We start from the raw sequence: 18,491 nt of genomic DNA, 5'->3' as shown, positions 1-18,491 counted from the left end.
CAGCCATAATGAAAAGCTTTTTTATTTTTAAGAGAATGTAATTTCGATCAAATTTAAAACATCTGTATGAATTCTCTACATGCGTAGCCTGAGGTAGTAGTATGAGATTTAAATTAATTTAAACATAGGGTTATATAAAAAGGACGCCTAAGCGTCCTTTATTAATTTATGAATGAATTCATCATTCAATCCATTTCCATTCATAGCCTTGTAAGCGAATCTCAACTTTATATCCACATTCATCCACAACAGTCAGCATTTGTGGCAAGCTTGAAAAGTTCACCGCGGTCGCGACGTTCATCTCTGGATAATAGGCAACATCCACCAGTGGATGAGATGACAACCAAGGTTGAGGATGTTCTTCATTCCCCCCCAGCCATACCAGAATGTGTTGCAACAAGCGCGCGTTGACCATAGTAAACGGCAGATTACCTAAGTAAACCGCTCGACCTTCGCCATAATTTCTTGCTGTCAGAGCGAGGTGCTGCCCTTGCGCCGCAAGTACGGCCAAATCATCTGCCTGTGGGTAAACGTAGCTTGGATTACCGAAGTCTTCTTCCCCAACGACAAACTGGCTCAGATAATGATCTTTGGCGATGTTCAGTGGCATAGCGACACGTCCCATGGTCAATGCCGTTTCTTTCTCAAGGCCAAAAACATCACCCAGTTGGAAATAGCGTCCATTCTTTTGCAGTGCAGAAGGATCACATACGCCCAGTAAACCGCCACCATTGGCAACAAATCGACGTAAAGCCACCAGCACTTGTGGATCGGCCCAACACTCGCCACCGCTCCATGCAGAATTCGCATCGCCCGTGTTGATGATCACTTTGATGTCATCACCAATGCCGTGCTGGATGATGTCTTCAAAACTGATGAACTCGACTTCAAATGGCAGCCCTGCCAAACATTCGAGTAAGTTATTGCCAACAAACTCCATCACATCCGGACGAGGCGGAACATAAAAACGCTGATCGCGTGCTTGGTTTTGTAACCAGCTACGTGCTTTGCCCCACGAGCTTAATACTGCGACTTTACCCGGCAATTTCTGTGACTCAGTGCGTGCCGTTTTATCCAAATAAGTACCAAACTCACGTGAAATCTCACTCACATGGTCAATAAAATGCGGGAACTGGTTAGCTAAGGAGAGATAACCACCGTAACCAATTCGATCCAATGGTTTTTGCAACATCGCACGGCGAATCTTAGTCCAGTTCGACATGGATTCCACAACTGGATCATTCCCTTCACGGAACACATCTGGGAAGAAATAAGGATAGAACCGTGCTTCGCGAATTTGGCTACCTTGTGAATCGGTTAAGCGACGCAGTGCCACGCCATCTTCCACCGCACCAATGTTGATATCTAAACCAATTTTTTGATAGCTATCCAAGAAAGGCTCTGTACCGATCCAATGGTCGCCTTGGAACATGGCGGTTTTCTTGCCTGCTTGGTGAGACATTTCCACCAACTGCGCAGCAAACTCCACCACAAAATCTTGCACAAAGGTCATCCAGTCACGGTAGCGCTGCGATGGTACCTTGTACGTTCCGTTGTAATAGCCTGCATCCACAAAATCTTCAGGGGAGAGTTTATACCCAAAGCGGCGTTCAAAATCTTCCAAAGCACGCGGGCTAACGGTTTCACCGTAACCCGTCCAATCACGATAGATATCTTGGTTCTTTTCACCAGTATCAATCACAAAGAGGAAAGCGAAAGTCGTGAAACGAACCACGGTCGTGTGCGGGTGCTCATCCAGCCATTTTTGGAAATGTGCAAGAAGGTGTGCTCGACACTCAGGATGATAAGGATCCAAACTCTTGATTTTTGGCCCTTTCCAGTCGTTGGTTAGCGCGTTATACATGGATACGCTATCCCAAACCTGGCGCGCCATGAAAGTCACCGTGTATTCATGGTAAGGCACCGCTTGGAAAATTGTCACCTGCTGGCGATCAGCATCAAACTCCCACTGCGCAGCAGGAATCACTTGGTTCGTTGTGCGGTTACGCACTTCCCACCATTGCTTAGGATCGCTGTCGTCATCCAGCTCATACTTGTCTTTGCTGTAACCTTTTAGTGGTGTCAGCACTAAGGTTTCATCCATTGCCGTAACAGGGAAAGACATTAAGTATTTACGGTGCAAGTATTCTGGGTGTTGGTTCGCAAAGGCTTGGTCGGCGCGCACTAAACACATGATCGAATAGATTTCGCTGTCTTGCTCTGCCAGACAAGCTGGCATGCTGGTGCCATCACTATCGCGCAGTGCATCCGCTTGCCAACGCTGATATAAATCCAAAACTACCTCTTCCTGTCCCACTTCGACAGGCAGGGTCATATGCCCTTTACGTGAGGTCATCTTAGTCATCTTTCATACTCCGAAAAGTTGCGATTCTAGGCTGAACTCCCTCAGCCTAGAGAAGAGAAGTTACTGACTTACCAGAAGAAGTTCCGGTAGCCGTTTGCACGCATCAGTGCTTCTAAATAGTAGTAATCACCATAAGGCAGCATGTTGTTGCAAAGACCAATTTTGACGAAGGATGCACCTTCCGCCAGCAGACCGAGTGCCTGTTCATCATCGGTTAAATCGCATTGCGTCATGAGACCTTGCAGCAAGAACAGCCCCCAATCGCGGTACATTTTTGCTTCTTTTTCATCGTCAATGCACTGCGCAATCAGCAGCAAGCCTGCCGCGGTAATTGCGCCTGCAGAACTGTCTTTATACTGAATTTCATCAGCCGGTAGGCTGTAATCCCACACAGGTACACCATCGTCCGTGATGTGGTCAGTCGCGTATTTCGCAAGCTGCTTCGCGAGCGTTAAAAACTGCTCATCACCGGTATAAAGGTAGGTTTGGGCAAAGCCATGAATCGCCCATGATTGACCACGAGCCCAGCAAGAATCATCCGCGTAACCTTGGAAAGTCTCACCCTTAAGCGGCTGTTGAGTCACAGGATGGAAATTAAATGAGTGATAGGTTGAGAAATCATCACGCACTATGTGCTTGGCTAACGTTTCACTGTGGCGCTTAGCGGCATTTGCATAGACGGGTGAACCTGTCATCTTTGATGCCCAAAAGAGCAGTGCGGTATTTTGCAAAGAATCGATGATCGATTTCCCTTGGGTGATTTCAGGGCCAAGGGGATGCGTATCGTTCCACGCGACAATGTAACCGCCAATTTTGCGGAAGCGATGAATCAGATGATCGGCGGCGCGAATCGCCATCATCTTGGATTCTTCATCCCCAGTCAGTTGGTAGTCCGCAACACAGCTTAAGCTGTATTGAAAACCTAAATCATGATCCAACCAGAACGGATCCAAAAGCATGTTGGCAAAGTAAGATTTGCGCAGTTTAGCGCTGTTTTTAAAGGTTTCTTGGCCTGTCATTTGGTAACAAAGCCAGAGTTCCCCCGTCCAAAATGAGGATACCCAATCAAATTGGCCACAAAATTCCCATTGATGATCGTGAGTACCGATTTTAGGGTTACGCTCACCAATTTTCGGAATATTACGTGCAATAGCTTCCACCACTTTACTCAGATGATTGAGTACCCGAGGTTCATCTAAAGTGCTTGGCAATGGTCGAAGTGCAATAGGTTTGGTCATATAAGTCATTCTCATCAATGATTCGATTTGCTTCATAAGCAAGCTCATACTGAAATCATAACTTGCTTATGAAATATTCACATTACGTCGAGTCACATTTTCCAAAACATCATTTCAAAAATACAATTTCAAAACAAACATGCTAAGTTTGTGACTGATACGCGGTGAATTACAGGCTTACTAGCGAGCCAACCAACCACCGTCTACGGCAATGGTGTAACCATTGACGTAATCAGATGCTGGCGAAGCCAAGAACACCACCGGGCCAGCTAAATCGCTTGGCAAACCCCAACGTTGAGCCGGAATGCGTGACAGAATTTCTTGATTACGATCGGCATCCGCTCTGAGTGCCGCCGTGTTATTGGTTGCCATGTATCCTGGAGCAATCGCATTGACATTGATGCCTTGTGAAGCCCACTCATTGGCCAGCAAACGAGTGATACCCATAACGGCACTTTTGGATGCGGTATAAGAAGGCACACGGATCCCGCCTTGGAAAGAAAGCATGGAAGCAATATTGATGATTTTTCCGCCTTGGCCTTGTGAGATGAACTGCCTTGCGACCGCCTGCGAAAGGAAGAAAACGCTTTTAATATTGATGTCCATGACATCATCCCAGTCTTTTTCTGTAAATTCGATGGCATCCGCACGACGGATAATGCCCGCGTTGTTGACTAGAATATCGATGCGTCCGGCTAATCCCACCGCTTCATCAACGACTTTAGTAATAACTTGATGATCACTCAGATCGGCCGTCATTGAGAAAAAACGCTGACCGGCCGCTTGAACGAGTTCAGGCGTATCCGCTGCATCGGCATAGTTAACCCCTACAATGTCACAACCCGCTTGCGCTAACGCGACTGCCATTCCTTGACCTAAACCGGTATTACACCCCGTGACCAATGCCACTTTTCCTTTAAGATCAAAAGCTTCTAATATCATTTCTGGATTCCTGTAACTTCGATGTTCGCTTTCGTTTTATGAAAGTGATGAATATTTTTTAAAAACAACGTTCCAAATTTTAATTAAGGCAAAAAAATTTATGCGGATATACAAACGTTACTGCTGCTCTTACCTAGCTTGTTGTCGGTAATGCACCGCACTCACACTTCTCAATCTTTCTGCAGCCTGTTCTGGCGTTAAATCACGCTGGCTCTCTGCCAACATCTCATAGCCCACCATAAATTTACGCACAGTCGCGCTACGCAATAGCGGTGGATAAAACAGCGCATGTACTTGCCAATATTGGCAATCTTGCTCTCCCAAGAAAGGGGCACCGTGCCAGCCCATTGAGTACGGAAATGAGCATTGGAAAAGGTTGTCATAACGTGTGGTCAGTGCTTTGATCGCGATAGCTAAGTCCTGACGTTGTTCACCAGACAGTTCCGTTAAACGACTCACTCGTTGCTTAGGTAGCAGCAAGGTTTCAAACGGCCACGCCGCCCAATAAGGCACCAGTGCTACCCAAAACTTTGTCTCAACGACAATGCGTTCTTGCAGCGCTAATTCACGCTGAACATAGTCGTACAGCAAAGGCGAACCGTGCTCAGCAAAATACTCCGCTTGATGTCGATCCTTTTGGCTCACCAGCGTAGGCACAAAGCTGTTGGCCCAGATTTGTCCATGCGGGTGCGGCTGGGAACAGCCCATGGTCGCACCTTTATTTTCAAACACTTGAACCCAAGGATAGTGTTGGCTCAGCTCTTGAGTTTGCTCAATCCAAGTCCGGATCACTTGCTCAATTTCAGCAGATTCCAATTCCGGAAGTGTCTTGCTGTGATCGGCAGAGAAACAGATCACTCGGCTTTCGCCTCGTGCGCTGTGCATTTTAAAAAGCGGATCATTCAACTGTTCTGCAAAGGGGGTGGTTTCCGTTAATGCTGCAAAGTCATTCTTAAACACATAGGTGCCACTGTAGGTAGGATTGACTTCCCCATTGACTCGCTGATTGCCGGGGCATAGAAAGCAGCCTTTGTCGTAGCTTGGTAGTGACTGCTCACAGGCAGCTTCTTGCTGTCCCTGCCATGGGCGCTTCGCTCTGTGGGGAGACACCAACACCCACTCACCAGTCAACGGGTTATAGCGACGGTGCGGATGCTCTACTACTTCAAATTGTTCTAACGTCATGTTTCCAATACTCTCTACATCCCAGATTTCAACTTGATGGCGTTACCTCAACATCCATCACCACTTTCAAGCCGTCAGTGTATCTACCGCTTTGCGAACCAGATTGCCGATCTCAGGCCAGTTCTGTTCATCAATTAATTGACCCGGAACCATCCATGTACCGCCACAAGCCAGCACGCTGCTAATGGCTAAATAATCTTGAATATTGGCGGCTGAAATTCCGCCTGTTGGCATGAATTTCACCGGGTAAACCGCATTCAACGCTTTGAGCATTTCAGTACCGCCCGATGCACTCGCAGGGAAAAACTTCAATGTCTTCAAGCCCATTTCCATTGCTTGCTCAACAAGGCTCGGGTTATTGACGCCGGGAACTATGGTGACACCTCGTTGTTGGCAATATTTGACTATGGTTGGGTTAAAACCGGGGCTGACGATAAAATCGACCCCCGCTTCAATCGCGGCATCCACTTGATCGGTTCTAAGCACGGTGCCCGCCCCAATCAACATCTCGGGATAAGCTTGGCGCATTAAGCGAATCGCCTCTGCTGCGGCTTCCGTTCTAAATGTCACTTCAGCACAAGGCAGACCGTTCTCCACTAAGGTTTTTGCTAATTGCACCGCATCTTCCGAACGCTTAATCGCAATCACGGGAACGACTTTCATCGCACTTAACTGTTTCTCTAATTGGTTTTTACTCATTTTTCTCTCCTAGCATGACTGTTCACAGTGTTGGCATTGCCTCTTGCGCGATGATGGCTCCGTAGTGGCGTATCACCTGCCCCGCCAATGTATGCCCAGCTAAAGCCGCTTGAATTGCGTTTTGGCTAGACAACCACTGATAGATATATGCAGCGTTAAACGAGTCCCCCGCCGCAGTGGTATCAACCACATCGTGAATCGCCGTTGTCGGTACCCACTGCTCTTTGCCTTTCGTCACAACCATGCAGCCATCACTGCCGGACTTGAGTACCAGTTGAGTCAGACCAAAGGCTTGTAAGCGCGTTAAGGTGTCATTTTGCGTTTTTTCTTGATACAGCTTTTGCTCATCGTCTAGGGTCAGTAATGCAATATCCGTCAGTGCCAACATCTGTTCATAACATTCCTGAGCTTGTGCTGGCGTTGGCCATAAGCGCTCCCGATAGTTGCTATCAAACGCCACCACACAGCCCGATTCTTTTAGCTTTTTCATTAAATTCAGTAGCTTGATTAGCGAGACACTATCTTGGATGGCTAAGGTAATTCCCGAGAGATAGATAAGGTCGTAGTCAGACAAAATGGTGTACAAGTGGTCATTATCTTCCCGTGCAATCCAGTAACGTGCGGCTGCATCTTGTCGCCAGTAATGAAAATCACGCTCACCATCTTCTCGATTTTCAATCAGATACAAGCCGGGCAATTTATCTGCATAACGAGCCACGTGAGTGGTATCCACGCCTTCTTGTTGCCAGCTTTTGATCATGTCATCACTAAGATGGTCTTTACCCAGTGCGGTAAAGTAGCTGACCGATAGATCGACATTTGCAGCGCGAGCTAAACGAGCAAGGTAGACAGCCGTATTCAGCGTATCGCCACCAAAACCCTGTCGTAGTCCCGACTGAGTTTTCTGGATCTCCAGCATACATTCGCCCAGCACAGCAATTTTCTTTTTCATAGTGACGCACCTAACACTGCAATCTACATTTCAAGCTATGTAGAGTATTTAATCACACGAAATTTATTTTTAAAACGACATTTCAATTTAAGTTTTGTGTTGTTTTCTTTTCTGTGAGCAAGTTAATAAAACGTCATTTCAAAAATTTTCATTTAAAGTAAGAGTGGTAAAGTGCGGACAAGTTGAATGCGGGTGGCTGTGTAGAAGGTAAAAAAGAGCAACACCATTACCGAAAAACACGGCCATACAGTTGATTCATGTCACTGGGAAACAAGGTGACATACTTATTGAAAGAGAATTGAGTAATGCAAATACGCCAAGCAATCCATAGCCAACATGCGAAAACCCTCGACACTGAAAATCTACGCAGCCAGTTTTTGGTTGAATCGATCTTTGTCGATGACCAATACACCATGACCTACAGCCATATCGACCGCATCGTGTTTGGTGGGATTAAGCCCCTTAACCAAACGCTGAGTTTTGCGGCAGACCTAGGCAAAACTTTCGGCGTTGATTACTTCTTACAACGCCGCGAATTAGGGCTTATTAACATCGGCGGCGATGGCGTGGTAACGGTTGATGGTGAAACTTACCTAGTTGCGGCCAAAGAAGCCTTGTATGTGGGTATGGGGGCTAAAGAGATCGCGTTCGCTAGTGTAAACCCTGCGGATCCTGCGAAGTTTTACTACAACAGCGCGCCAGCTCATCAAGCTTATCCAAACAAAAAGATCACCTTACAAGAAGCGTCACCAGTAACTTTGGGTGATGCCGCAACCAGTAACAAGCGAACCATTTACAAGTACATCGTTCCAGATGTGTTGCCAACATGCCAATTGCTGATGGGGCTCACTCAACTAGAACCAGGTTCACTGTGGAATACCATGCCTTGCCACACTCATGAGCGCCGGATGGAAGTCTACTTCTACTTTGGCATGCAAGATGACGCAGCTGTGTTCCATTTGATGGGCGAACCGAAAGAAACACGTCACCTCGTTGTACGTAACGAGCAGGCGGTTATTTCACCAAGCTGGTCTATCCATTCCGGAGTGGGGACTCAGGCTTACACCTTTATCTGGGGTATGGTGGGTGAAAACCAAGTCTTCACCGATATGGATCATATCGCAATGCAAGACTTGCTATAACCAAGCGATTTCCTCACTTTTTGGCCAACCTAAGCGATTAGGAAAAGTGATGGGATCGTTCCATGGATAACATGGAAACACATCGATTGGATTCAATGAGCCTCTGAGTTACCAGATAACTTGGATGATGAGCGCGTTGGATCACAAAAAGATAATGCATAGCTGTTCTTAACTCAAATCGCCCTTCATGGGCGTTTTTTATTTAAAAAAAACAGAAAGATAAATCATATTTCAACCGTTATTTCTTTACTTCATTCCACTTAGCCCCACTTTAATCAGGTGTAAATACCTCTCCGTCTCAATCTGTGATTTTTGTTTTATTATTTTAGATTTTTATCTACAGTTTTGATTTTGATCTTACTTTAAATAATTAAAACACCATTTCTATTTTAATGAATAAAAAGATCTATATTATTGCACTGGTGAATCAGTTCACCAAAAAATCAATAATTTTAAGAAATGGAAAGCGTATGAAAATGAAAAATGTAGGCTCTAAAACCCTCGTTTGTACCTCCGTTTTAACGGCTCTGTTTGCTGCATCTGCCTTTGCAGAAACACTGGATCCAAACGATATTCGTAACCAAAGTGCAGCTGCGGTTGATCTTGCGACTGAAGCCAAACAAGCGTTCTACGACAGCTCTAGCTCTAAACTGCACTCATTCCTTTACTTCCGTGATCGCGAAGAGCGGAAAGAAGGCGAGAGTTTCAAACCCAATATTGAAAACCAAACTCTGCAATTGGCGTGGGATTACAAGTCTGGTTACTTCAAAGACACCGTGGGGCTCGACATCTGGGCTAACATCAACCAGAAAATCGGCGACACCACTGGAATGTCTGAGATCCTTTACTTTGATCATGAGTGTGCTAACGACCCTTCTAGCCAAACTTATGACCCAGCGACAGGCAAAACAACTCGTGTCGCTTGTGAAAAATCTTATGCAGCCCTATCGGTAGTTGCGCTGAAAGCAAAATTTGGTGATGACGCTGCCGGCTTAGCTCTACGTGGTGGTTACACCCCGATTAACTTCGGAACCATCCGTTCGAGCTGGGGTTTGAACCCACACGCTTACCGTGGTATTGAAGCTAAAGCGCACTTTGGTAACTGGGTAGTCGGCTATGCTTTCGCTGATGAATTCAAGAATGACTGGCGCAAAGACTTCCTACCCATGACCACAGTTTGGCACCAACAACAAAACCCTCTTTCGCCGACTCAAGGTTATGTAATTGACTACATTCAGACTGTGGGTGCTGTTTACAATTTTGATGGTGGCTCATTCGATGTGGGTTACGGTATCGGTAAAGAATACCGTACAAACTGGCAAGCACTGGCGAAATATGGTTTTGAGCTAGGTAGTGCAAAAGTCGATTTGACTGGCTTCTACCACGGTTCGATTGCAGAAGAAACCGAGTTAACCGGTGTGAAAGATGCAAAAGTTCAGAGCTATATCGGCTTTGGCGCAAACATCAAACAAGGTAACTTCACATGGATTGCAGGAGTTTCGGCAACCGATACTCAAGGTGAAGAGCTCAACTACAACTTCCGACTCACACCATGGGCGAACTCAGATAACCGCAGTTTCCAACAGACGCTTTCCGGCTTAGACGATTACAACACCGATGGTACTCGCGCAGTAAAATTAGGTGTGAACTACAACTTCGCAAGCTTTGGAGTACCAGGGCTATCAGCGGGAATGGGCGGTAACTACGCAACTCATGTTCGCTCTGATGCACAGAAAGCTATCTACGATGGCAGCATGTATTCGGTAGATTGGAACGTCGGTTACAAATTCCTTGATGGCGGTTTGGAAGGTCTGAACATTCAAACTTTCCGTAGCTTGTTCCGCGGCGATGACATCGTGCACAAGAACGATCGTAACGATTTGAAAGTGTTAATCTCTTACAGTGTAACGCTGAAATAATCCCTCGTTATTTCAGTTATTTCTGTGGCCTGATGGAATTCCATCAGGCTTTTTTATTCTGCCTAAGTCATGATTGTCAAGTTTGGCGTTTAGGCGATGTAATCCATGATGCCGTTAAAAACATCGTATTCACCAAACCGCTCAACAAGCCGAACAAAAGAAAAAGGCCTGATCTCTCAGGCCCTTACATTGCTTAACTCAGATTACTCTTCGTCTTTCTTGTTGGATGCCCAAACGTAGAGCAGTTCCAGAGCGATCGTCGCACCTGCCAGTGAAGTCAGGTCGCTTTGATCGTAAGGAGGAGACACTTCTACCACATCCATACCGATCAGGTTGATGCCTTTCAGCGCGCGGATGATTTTCAGGATTTTGTCTGACGTTAAACCGCCACACACTGGTGTACCCGTACCCGGTGCGAAAGCGGGATCCAGGCAGTCAATGTCGAACGTCAGGTAAACCGGCTTGTCACCTACGATGTGGCGAATTTGCGCCACAATCTCTTCGACAGACATATCGTTGGCTTGCATCGCGTTAATCACGTTGAAGCCGTGGCCTTCTTGTTTGTATTCCGTACGAATACCCACTTGCACCGAGTGCTTAGCCGAGATCAGACCTTCTTTTGGCGCATGATAGAACATGGTGCCGTGGTCATACGCACTGCCGTTCGCGTAAGTGTCCGTGTGTGCATCAAAGTGGATCAATGCCATTTCACCATAGTGCTTAGCATAAGCACGCAGGATTGGCAGAGTGATGAAGTGATCACCACCCAGTGCCAGCATAGTTTTGCCACTTTTCAGAATTTCGTTGGTCGCCGCTTCTAAGCGGTAAGTGAAATCTTCTGCATCACCGCAATCAAAAACCAAATCGCCAGCATCAACCACGTTGATTTTTTTGAACAGGTTGAAATCCCAAGGGAATTTCTTACCTTCCCAAGCGAGGTTCACTGAAGCGCGACGAATCGCGTCTGGCCCCATACGTGCACCCGGACGACCTGAAGTCGCCATATCCAAAGGCACGCCAAGTACCACGACATCAGCGTTAGTATCTACTGGGTTACGCACATAAGGACGACGGACAAACGTCATCGCGTTTGAGTAGAGTGAATAATCAGTTTTAGTAAACAAATCATTCATTTAGAAATCCTCTAAGTAAGTATAGCCGCTCAGGCCTAATTCAAGTTCCGCCAATACGGTTTCTTGTTCTTCTTTGGCAACACGTTGAGAAACGAGTTGACGATAGTTGGTGCGAATTTTATCTACGTCGATGTGAACGTAGCGCATCATATCTTCAACCGTGTCGCCTTCATTGATAAAGGCAATTTCAGAGTCGCCTTTATCATTAATGTTTACCACTACGCTGTGCGTATCACCAAACAGGTTATGCATATCACCCAAGATTTCTTGGTATGCGCCGACGAGGAAAAAGCCCATCAGGTAAGGCTTGTCGCTTGTCCACGCTGGTACAGGCAGTGTGCTTTCAATGCCTTGGCCTTCCACGTACTGTTCAACCGCACCGTCTGAGTCACAGGTGATGTCGAGCATTACTGCGCGGCGATCGTTCATCTCTTCCAAACCAGAAAGCGGCAGCACTGGGAACACTTGGTCGATACCCCAAGCATCTGGCAGTGACTGGAACAGTGAGAAGTTCACGAAGAACTTGTCCGCCAAACGCTCTTGCAGCTCATCCAGAATTGGACGATGGAAGCGGTTTTTGTTGCTCATCTTCTGACGCAGTTCATGGTAGATACGCAGTGACAACTGCTCTGCCCATGCACGGTGCTCAAGGTTCAGTACTCCAGTAGCAAACTGGCTGTGCGCTTCAGAAAGATCGCTTTGCGTGTCGTTGTAAATTTCAATCAGTGCGCGGTCATCGGTACCGTGCTGCACTTCTTCAAAACCACGCCACATGTTTTTAATCAGCATTGGAGATTCTGCATCCGGTGCAGGAATATCTTCTGGTGAATACGCTTCTGTGCCGATTACGTTAGTGATCAACACCGCGTGGTGCGCCGTGATAGAACGACCGGATTCAGAAATGATCACCGGACGCGGTTGACCGTACAGGTTACATACATCACTGACTGTGCTCACGATGTTACGCGCATATTCGTGCAGACCGTAGTTCATCGAGTTGGATGACTGGCTACGCGTACCATCGTAGTCGACGGCCAAGCCGCCACCAACGTCGAAGAAATCAATGTGCGCACCCAGCTCACGCAGTTCACAGTAGAAACGCACTGCTTCGTTCACGCCATTACGTACATCACGAATGTTCGCCATTTGTGAACCAAGGTGGAAATGCACCAGTTGCAGCGCTTCCAGTTGATTTTCCGCTTTCAAGCGGTTAATCACGGTGAGCACTTGCGATGCCGCCAGACCGAACTTCGATTTTTCACCGCCGCTCGATTGCCATTTACCCGCACCTTGAGAAGCCAGACGAATACGCAGACCCAGACGTGGTTTCACGCCAAGGCTTTTCGCTTCTTTCAGGACCAGATCCAGCTCTGAGAGTTTCTCCAGAACGATAAAGACTTTGTGACCCAGTTTTTCACCGATCAGTGCCAGACGAATGTACTCTCTGTCTTTATAACCATTACATACAATCACTGAGCTGGCTTGTTGAGCCATTGCCAACACCGCCAGAAGCTCAGGCTTACTGCCCGCTTCCAAGCCGAGTTGTTTGTGTTCTAATTCGGCCTGACTGGCCAGAATTTCGTCTACTACCTCTCTTTGTTGGTTCACTTTGATGGGATAAACCAGCAGGTATTTATTCGGGTAGTCGTACTCTTCAATCGCCTGATTGAAAGCGTCACAAATGTTGTGCACGCGTTGATGCAGGATCTGCGGGAAGCGTACAAGCACAGGCAAATTTAAATCACGCGCTTCGAGCTGTTTAACAATTGAGCTTAATTGCGTTTGATGGGCTTTGTCTTTTCTCGGCGATACATACACTTCGCCTTGATCGTCAATGCCAAAAAAACCTTGGCTCCAGTAATGCACATTGTAGTCAGCGCGAACGCGGTCTAATTTGGATGGTTGTTCCACATCGTATCTCACAAAAACAGAGAGGATTACAATGATTTCATCGGTTGAAATCACACCTGACACCCTAGATGTCACGCGCTTTATCGGTGAAAAGCTAGGGTGTGTCTAATGATAATAATTTGTCGTTATGACAACTGTTAGTTATCACACATAAACTTGCATAAATGTCTTCATTTCATTCATTTTTTCTGGTGGGCGCTTGATGCCACCGAACACAGTCACACTTCAAACCGTTGGCAATATTGGCTCGGCGTTACACCGCGCTGTTTTTTAAACATGCGATTAAAACTGGCAACATGTTCATAACCCAATCGATGCGCGACTTCTTCGATCGATATTTTACGACTGAGTAGATTCACCGCGATATTACTTAATACATAACCCAGTACGATCGAGTAACTCATCCCTAACGCGTGCAAACGACGTTGGCACTGCTGCGTAGAAAGACCAAGTAGATCAGATACCCGTTGAAGGCTTGGATAACCGTAATGACAAGCGTAGTTGATGGTTTCATACAACACTTTAAGCTCATCCGTCGGATCGGGCATATTGAGAAAATCATCCAGTTCTTGATAGCTCATGGCTAACGATTTCACTTTTGGCCGATGCTGCATCTGAGTGGCTAAACGATGGCTAGTATGAAACCAAATCTCCACCCGTGGTTGGTTCCACTCCACCTCACAGCCAAAATAGTCACGATACAAACTGTGGTTATCCCTTTTGCCAGGTAAATGTACCCGCATCGGTGCAAAATGTTCGCCTAGATATTCCCGCAAAACTTTCAACATAAATGTGGCCATGCGAATACCATCATGCACTTTCATCTCGGTTTGAATCTGTGGATTGCGGTAAATCCACTTCAAAATGGGGCCGACTTGCGCACCCACCATTGAACACCCAGATTGCACACTACTAAACCCGTAGTTAATACGCCGAACTGTTGAGGCTAAATCCGCGCCAGAGAAAAACCACCGGTGTGCAGGGGACGACATATCCAGTCGCTTCTCTTGAGTCGCCTTGAGCAAAAAATCGGGATCTTTTGTGGCTTCTTCCATGCACTGATACCAAATATTGACCTCGTTCGCAGGGATCAATGTCATCGGCTGATAGAACACCGACTCAGGTAAGCTACTGCACCCTTCCGGCAATTGGTACAGTTGCTTGATCTTAAAATGAAGATGAGAAAAACCTATCGCTCGTAAAAAATACATTTCACTACGCCTTAACCTAAAAAATACTGATTATTTCAAATCCTAATACATTTTGACGTCTTTGGTTGCTCTTGCAAGATTCTGATGAGCAATATGCACAATGCGGCTCCCTTGATTATGGAGCATGGTATGAGTCTTTTGAGCGTTCCTTTTGTCGACACGGGTAGTGACACTGCCCTACATATTGTTGCGGGTTTTATTCTTGTCGCCTCAGTTGTCGCTGGTGTGTATGGGTTTTGGAAACTGCATGAGATCCCGATTAACAAGGCCCACAGTAAAGACCATCATCAAATCGGCTTGATCACCGCCTTAACCTGGATCGGCTTTCTTTGGCATTGGGTATGGGTTGTCGCAGTCATCCTTGCTTTTGTTGATATGGAGAAAGCCATCTTGCACCTACGAGAAACGTGGCGTCATGGCAGCTTAGAACAGAAGCACGCAAAAGCCACTTTAGAAAAACCAACCGAGGAGCATTCAGCATGATCGAAGGCTTAGCCGTTTGGGCACTCTTTATCTACCTATTACGTTTGGTCGGAATGCCGTGGAACAAAGTTACCCAGAGTTTTGCCTACATAGGAGGCATTGGCTGGCTGATGTTTGTGTGGGTAGGGCTCATCAACTATACGCCAATGGATATTTCTGGCGGCTCAGTGGTGCAATCGCCCCATATCCAACTGCGTCCAGATTCACCCAATGTCACTGGCAAAGTAAGTAAAATTTACATTGAGCCAAACCAAACCATTCAAAAAGGGCAATTGATCTATGAGATTGATGCAACGCCTTACCAAATTGCGTTTAACCAAGCCCTGATTGCCGAAAGTGCAGCCAAAGTGGCTTTAGAGAGTGCCAGCGGCGATGTACAGATCGCCAAAGCCAGTTATCAATCCATGCTCAAAGACATCGCCGTTTCGCAAAGCCAATTGGCATCTGCTCGTGAAGATTACTTGCTGCAAAAGAAAATGTTGGAGCGTTACCGCGAACAAAACCGCGTGGTGCAAAACACCATCACTCAAGCGGATATGGATAAACAAAGCACAGCGGTACAAGTGGCGAAGCAGAATTTGACTACCATCGAATCGCAACTGGCGAAGAAGCAGATAGATGCCGATAAAGCGAATTTAGCGATTACACAGGCGCAACTGACCATCAACCAGCGTGAAAATGATCTAAACAACGCCCGCGAAACCGTAGCCAAAGCTCGATGGGAATTAGACAGTACAAAAGTTTACGCCCCTGCCGATGGCTTTGTTACCAACTTCATTTTGCGTGAAGGACAGCGAGTCGCCATGATGCCGCGTTTACAAATGTACACTAACGAGAAATACGTGCTGATGCGCGTTAACCATCAAGCAATTCGCAATATCAAAGCAGGGCAATTGGCTGAATTTGCTTCATCGGTTTATCCAGGTAAAGTTTTTTCTGCCACGGTAGAAGGCATTGTTGAAGCGACGGGAGAAGCGCAAAGCAACTTGATGGGCTTTGATCAAAACGTTGCCGCAACCACCGTACAAAACCTACGCAACAAGCACCATTTTGTGCGCTTAAAAATTGAAGAACCTGAAGGTTACGACGTTCCAGTGGGTTCAGTCGGGTTAGCTTGGGTGAGTGGTGAAAAACCCATCTCATTCCTCGCCTTTCTCGATGTGATTCGCGGCATTATCCTACGCATGAAATCACAGCTGTATTTCTTCTACTCTATCTAAAACCCGCGATTAATTTGCCACTTCAATCAAAGAGGTGGCAAATTCACCACTCCGTCCCTGCATAGCCTTTTTTCGCTTGGCTATACATTGTAATTACATACAATTCCGTTATGGTAATTTCTCCACTTAAGTGAGAAGCAGCATGGATTACTTAGCCTTACTACAAACAAACTATAAATGGTTGATCACCGCGACTATCATCCTTTTCTACCCTCCTATTTCACGGCTAACTCTGCGTCTTTTTGAAAGCATGATTACCGGAAGAGTGGATATTCATCGCCTGAAACGTGCTCGCTGGTTGATCCGCACTTTACTGTTTCTGGTGATGTTATTTACCACTTTAATTTTGTGGGGCGTGGAGTTACGCGGTTTGCTCGTGGTCGGATCTTCTCTATTTGCTTTGCTTGGGGTGGGTTTATTTGCCGGCTGGTCACTATTGAGTAACGTGACGGCATTCCTGATTTTGTTTGTACAGAACCATTGCCGAATTGGCAGTTGGGTTCGGGTTGTTGATGGCGCTAACTTTATCGAAGGAAAAATCATCGATATGGCACTGCTCAATGTCGAATTAGAGACCCTTGATGGCAACCGAGTCCTCTACCCCAATAACTTATTTATTGTTCGCCCTGTGATTGTCTTAAAGAAGGCACCCGAGAAAGCGGTCAAGAAGCCAGAGAAAAAACAGCTACCTAAGGGATTATAAATTTGAGCGAATACCAAGACTTATCTCAGCAGATTGAACAAATTGCCACCGCAGAAGAAACCGAGCAAACCCACCTGCTCGGTGAAATGGTGGAAAATGGCTTAGATGAAGGGTCCATCGCCTTGATTCTAGAAGCGTTTCCCGTTGAACAACGGGTTCGTTTATGGCGAAGTTTGCCACTGGAGATGCACATTGATGTGCTGACCGAAATGCGCGCCGAAGTGCGTATCTCCGTGATCAAGGCGCTGTCGGAAATCGAGTTAAAACTCACGCTCGCCAAACTCGACAACTTATCGCTGATCGAGTGGGAAGACTCTCTCCCCGATGACATCATCAGTGAAGCATTAAGCCTTATTAACCGCGATGAACTAGAGCTATACGACCAAGCCAATGAGTTTGCGGATGACGAAATTGGCCACTGGGCGGATCGAAAAGTCTATACCTTGCCTTTTAGTATCAGTGTCCGTCGTGCCAAAGTGCTGTTGGATAAATACCACTACGACTCACCTCAGTACATTTATCTGATCAACAAAGCCAAAAAGTTCCGGGGCTTAGTCAGCTTTAGTGACTTACTCCAAGCAGAAGAAGCCACTCAACTCAAAAATCTACATAAAGAAGATGTCGTCACACTGAATGCTCAACAAACCTTGTCTGACGCGGTGGATGCCCTTGAGCACACGACATTGCCGATGGTTCCCGTGCTAAGTGACGATGATACTTTGATCGGCGAGATCGACTGGCACTTTGCACTTAGCGTGCAACGCGAAATGTACGAGGCGCGTTTGATGGCGGGTACGGGTATGGATGAAGGCGATGACTTGTTTGCTCCCGTGCTCAAAAGCTCGAAAAAACGAGGATTGTGGCTAGGCATTAACCTGCTCACCGCCATTCTCGCCTCGATCACCATTGGCCTATTTGAAGATGTCATCTCGCAAGTTGTGGCCTTAGCGGTACTGATGCCGATTGTGGCTTCCATGGGCGGTATTGCGGGTAGCCAAACCTTAACCTTGATGGTGCGCGCGATGGCGCTCAATCAGATCACCGTGGGTAACCGCTTTGCTTTGCTCAAGAATGAGCTAGGAATTGGTTCGATCAATGGTCTCGTCTGGGCGCTGATTATCGGTGGTATGGCGGCACTTTGGTTCCAACAACCCGTTATCGGAGCCACCATTGCACTGGCGATCGTCGTCAACATTATTACCGCTGCATTATTTGGGGTGTTGATCCCGATTATTCTGGATAAATTCAAGCTCGATCCCGCACTGGCAGGTTCGGTTATTCTCACAACCGTGACCGATGTGGTCGGCTTTTTTGCCTTCCTCGGTACCGCCAGTTTGGTAATGTTGTAGCTTCGTTATGTTGTCGCTTAGCAAGGCTCCATCGCGAAG

15 protein-coding genes are annotated in these 18,491 nt (G+C 46.6%); 6 read left to right on the top strand and 9 right to left on the bottom strand.

What is annotated here, in order from left to right; all coding sequences use genetic code 11:
- Nucleotides 1-181 precede the first annotated feature (181 nt).
- From gnpA to EPB59_RS17800, 6 genes are all read right to left on the bottom strand, one after another.
- Nucleotides 182-2,365: a 1,3-beta-galactosyl-N-acetylhexosamine phosphorylase gene (gene gnpA / locus EPB59_RS17825; protein WP_154174150.1), complete on the bottom strand. Its 2,184-nt coding sequence runs from the start codon at nucleotides 2,363-2,365 to the stop codon at nucleotides 182-184.
- Nucleotides 2,366-2,433: 68 nt separating this feature from the next.
- On the bottom strand, nucleotides 2,434-3,603 hold the full coding sequence (locus EPB59_RS17820; protein WP_195707195.1) for a glycoside hydrolase family 88 protein: 1,170 nt from the start codon (nucleotides 3,601-3,603) through the stop codon (nucleotides 2,434-2,436).
- Nucleotides 3,604-3,783: 180 nt separating this feature from the next.
- A complete protein-coding gene (gene kduD / locus EPB59_RS17815; RefSeq protein ID WP_154174148.1) occupies nucleotides 3,784-4,545 on the bottom strand; it encodes a 2-dehydro-3-deoxy-D-gluconate 5-dehydrogenase KduD in 762 nt (253 codons plus the stop codon).
- A gap of 129 nt (nucleotides 4,546-4,674) precedes the next feature.
- Nucleotides 4,675-5,730: a galactose-1-phosphate uridylyltransferase gene (gene galT / locus EPB59_RS17810; RefSeq protein WP_154174146.1), complete on the bottom strand. Its 1,056-nt coding sequence runs from the start codon at nucleotides 5,728-5,730 to the stop codon at nucleotides 4,675-4,677.
- Between the two features lie 66 nt (nucleotides 5,731-5,796).
- The gene (locus tag EPB59_RS17805) at nucleotides 5,797-6,429 is read right to left on the bottom strand and encodes a bifunctional 4-hydroxy-2-oxoglutarate aldolase/2-dehydro-3-deoxy-phosphogluconate aldolase (protein ID WP_154174144.1); all 633 of its coding nucleotides are present in this window, start codon (nucleotides 6,427-6,429) and stop codon (nucleotides 5,797-5,799) included.
- A 22-nt stretch (nucleotides 6,430-6,451) separates the two neighbouring features.
- Complete coding sequence (locus EPB59_RS17800; RefSeq protein WP_154174142.1) at nucleotides 6,452-7,381, bottom strand: sugar kinase; 930 nt, start codon at nucleotides 7,379-7,381, stop codon at nucleotides 6,452-6,454.
- A gap of 305 nt (nucleotides 7,382-7,686) precedes the next feature.
- On the opposite strand from EPB59_RS17800, the gene kduI reads away from it, so the two are divergent.
- Nucleotides 7,687-8,523: a 5-dehydro-4-deoxy-D-glucuronate isomerase gene (gene kduI / locus EPB59_RS17795; RefSeq protein ID WP_148498113.1), complete on the top strand. Its 837-nt coding sequence runs from the start codon at nucleotides 7,687-7,689 to the stop codon at nucleotides 8,521-8,523.
- Nucleotides 8,524-8,993: 470 nt separating this feature from the next.
- On the top strand, nucleotides 8,994-10,442 hold the full coding sequence (locus EPB59_RS17790; protein ID WP_000782646.1) for an OprD family outer membrane porin: 1,449 nt from the start codon (nucleotides 8,994-8,996) through the stop codon (nucleotides 10,440-10,442).
- 203 nt (nucleotides 10,443-10,645) lie between these two features.
- Here the strand turns inward: EPB59_RS17790 and speB are convergent, their stop codons facing one another.
- The 3 genes from speB to EPB59_RS17775 form a co-directional block, all read right to left on the bottom strand.
- The gene (speB, locus tag EPB59_RS17785) at nucleotides 10,646-11,575 is read right to left on the bottom strand and encodes an agmatinase (RefSeq protein WP_055028039.1); all 930 of its coding nucleotides are present in this window, start codon (nucleotides 11,573-11,575) and stop codon (nucleotides 10,646-10,648) included.
- Nucleotides 11,576-13,486, bottom strand: coding sequence for an arginine decarboxylase (speA, locus tag EPB59_RS17780; protein ID WP_195707143.1), 1,911 nt, complete (start codon nucleotides 13,484-13,486; stop codon nucleotides 11,576-11,578).
- 218 nt (nucleotides 13,487-13,704) lie between these two features.
- Nucleotides 13,705-14,697, bottom strand: a complete 993-nt coding sequence (locus EPB59_RS17775; protein WP_055034262.1) for an AraC family transcriptional regulator — start codon at nucleotides 14,695-14,697, stop codon at nucleotides 13,705-13,707.
- Nucleotides 14,698-14,826: 129 nt separating this feature from the next.
- On the opposite strand from EPB59_RS17775, the gene EPB59_RS17770 reads away from it, so the two are divergent.
- The 4 genes from EPB59_RS17770 (at nucleotide 14,827) to EPB59_RS17755 (ending at nucleotide 18,452) form a co-directional block, all read left to right on the top strand.
- A complete protein-coding gene (locus EPB59_RS17770) occupies nucleotides 14,827-15,180 on the top strand; it encodes an MFS transporter permease (protein ID WP_154174139.1) in 354 nt (117 codons plus the stop codon).
- Nucleotides 15,177-16,400, top strand: coding sequence for an HlyD family secretion protein (locus tag EPB59_RS17765; RefSeq protein ID WP_154174137.1), 1,224 nt, complete (start codon nucleotides 15,177-15,179; stop codon nucleotides 16,398-16,400). The genes EPB59_RS17770 and EPB59_RS17765 overlap by 4 nt, the downstream gene beginning before the upstream one ends.
- Nucleotides 16,401-16,542: 142 nt before the next feature.
- Nucleotides 16,543-17,103, top strand: coding sequence for a mechanosensitive ion channel domain-containing protein (locus EPB59_RS17760; RefSeq protein WP_055044791.1), 561 nt, complete (start codon nucleotides 16,543-16,545; stop codon nucleotides 17,101-17,103).
- A gap of 2 nt (nucleotides 17,104-17,105) precedes the next feature.
- Nucleotides 17,106-18,452, top strand: coding sequence for a magnesium transporter (locus EPB59_RS17755; RefSeq protein WP_154174135.1), 1,347 nt, complete (start codon nucleotides 17,106-17,108; stop codon nucleotides 18,450-18,452).
- Nucleotides 18,453-18,491: the final 39 nt, after the last annotated feature.

Source organism: Vibrio metoecus (assembly GCF_009665255.1).
Classification (GTDB): domain Bacteria; phylum Pseudomonadota; class Gammaproteobacteria; order Enterobacterales; family Vibrionaceae; genus Vibrio; species Vibrio metoecus_B.
This window is presented reverse-complemented; position numbering and strand designations above follow the sequence as displayed.

What these genes read in the sequence shown, in the direction of transcription:
- gnpA (WP_154174150.1), bottom strand. Translation starts at nt 2,365, where the DNA reads ATGACTAAGATGACCTCACGTAAAGGGCATATGACCCTGCCTGTCGAA.
- EPB59_RS17820 (WP_195707195.1), bottom strand. Translation starts at nt 3,603, where the DNA reads ATGACCAAACCTATTGCACTTCGACCATTGCCAAGCACTTTAGATGAA.
- kduD (WP_154174148.1), bottom strand. Translation starts at nt 4,545, where the DNA reads ATGATATTAGAAGCTTTTGATCTTAAAGGAAAAGTGGCATTGGTCACG.
- galT (WP_154174146.1), bottom strand. Translation starts at nt 5,730, where the DNA reads ATGACGTTAGAACAATTTGAAGTAGTAGAGCATCCGCACCGTCGCTAT.
- EPB59_RS17805 (WP_154174144.1), bottom strand. Translation starts at nt 6,429, where the DNA reads ATGAGTAAAAACCAATTAGAGAAACAGTTAAGTGCGATGAAAGTCGTT.
- EPB59_RS17800 (WP_154174142.1), bottom strand. Translation starts at nt 7,381, where the DNA reads ATGAAAAAGAAAATTGCTGTGCTGGGCGAATGTATGCTGGAGATCCAG.
- kduI (WP_148498113.1), top strand. Translation starts at nt 7,687, where the DNA reads ATGCAAATACGCCAAGCAATCCATAGCCAACATGCGAAAACCCTCGAC.
- EPB59_RS17790 (WP_000782646.1), top strand. Translation starts at nt 8,994, where the DNA reads ATGAAAATGAAAAATGTAGGCTCTAAAACCCTCGTTTGTACCTCCGTT.
- speB (WP_055028039.1), bottom strand. Translation starts at nt 11,575, where the DNA reads ATGAATGATTTGTTTACTAAAACTGATTATTCACTCTACTCAAACGCG.
- EPB59_RS17775 (WP_055034262.1), bottom strand. Translation starts at nt 14,697, where the DNA reads ATGTATTTTTTACGAGCGATAGGTTTTTCTCATCTTCATTTTAAGATC.
- EPB59_RS17770 (WP_154174139.1), top strand. Translation starts at nt 14,827, where the DNA reads ATGAGTCTTTTGAGCGTTCCTTTTGTCGACACGGGTAGTGACACTGCC.
- EPB59_RS17765 (WP_154174137.1), top strand. Translation starts at nt 15,177, where the DNA reads ATGATCGAAGGCTTAGCCGTTTGGGCACTCTTTATCTACCTATTACGT.
- EPB59_RS17760 (WP_055044791.1), top strand. Translation starts at nt 16,543, where the DNA reads ATGGATTACTTAGCCTTACTACAAACAAACTATAAATGGTTGATCACC.